This is a genomic window from Iodidimonas muriae (genome assembly GCF_014647255.1).
GTDB classification, from domain to species: Bacteria; Pseudomonadota; Alphaproteobacteria; order Sphingomonadales; family Rhodothalassiaceae; genus Iodidimonas; species Iodidimonas muriae.
Genome location: NZ_BMOV01000025.1, coordinates 1 through 715, shown reverse-complemented (window position 1 = coordinate 715; position 715 = coordinate 1). Strand labels below are relative to the sequence as shown.

Below are 715 nucleotides of genomic sequence, written 5' to 3'. Positions count from 1 at the left end.
TGGGCACAGCGGTCGTAGCGAGTAGAGACGCGCCGCCAATCTTTGAGCCGTCCGAACATGTTTTCGACTTTATGGCGTTGTTTGTAGAGGGTTTTATTAAAACTTGCCGGAAAGTTACGACCCTTTCGGGGCGGGATGCAGGGCGTTATCCCCTTGGCGTTCAATGCGGCCCGGAACTCGTCACTGTCATATCCCTTGTCACCAAGCAGTTGCGCAGGCCCTTCCGGCAAGGCCGGGTAAATCAATTTGGCCCCGATATGGTCGCTCATCTGGCCTTCGGTAAGAAGCATGATAATCGGTCGCCCCATCCCATCACAAACGGCATGCAGTTTGGAGTTCAGTCCGCCTTTGGTGCGGCCAATACGTCTTGGAACATCCCCTTTTTTAGCAGACTGGCTGCTGTTCGGTGGGCTTTGAGGTGGGTGGCATCAATCATCAACATCTCTGGCGCGCCTGCTTCTGCTGTTAACCGACTGAATATCTTATCAAAAACTCCCATCCGGCTCCAGCGAATGAACCGATTGTACAAAGTCTTGTGAGGGCCATATTCTGCTGGAGCATCACGCCAACGAAGCCCGTTTCGGATCACAAAGATGATCCCCGAAATCACACGGCGATCATCTACACGCGGCACGCCATGGGCCAGAGGAAAACAAGGCTTGATAATGGCCAATTGTGCTTCTGAAAGCCAAAACAAATCACTCATGACAAATCT

The 715-nt window shown here is 52.3% G+C and carries 1 protein-coding gene; it reads right to left on the bottom strand.

Features of this window, described 5'->3' with window-relative positions; genetic code table 11:
• Positions 1 to 706, bottom strand: a protein-coding gene (locus tag IEX96_RS13985) for an IS5 family transposase (RefSeq protein WP_188874164.1) whose coding sequence is annotated in 2 segments (ribosomal slippage) — positions 1 to 373 and positions 373 to 706 — 707 coding nt annotated over the 2 segments. Because the reading frame shifts where the segments join, the coding sequence is not laid out codon by codon here. This gene is flagged as partial in the annotation.
• Positions 707 to 715 lie beyond the last annotated feature (9 nt).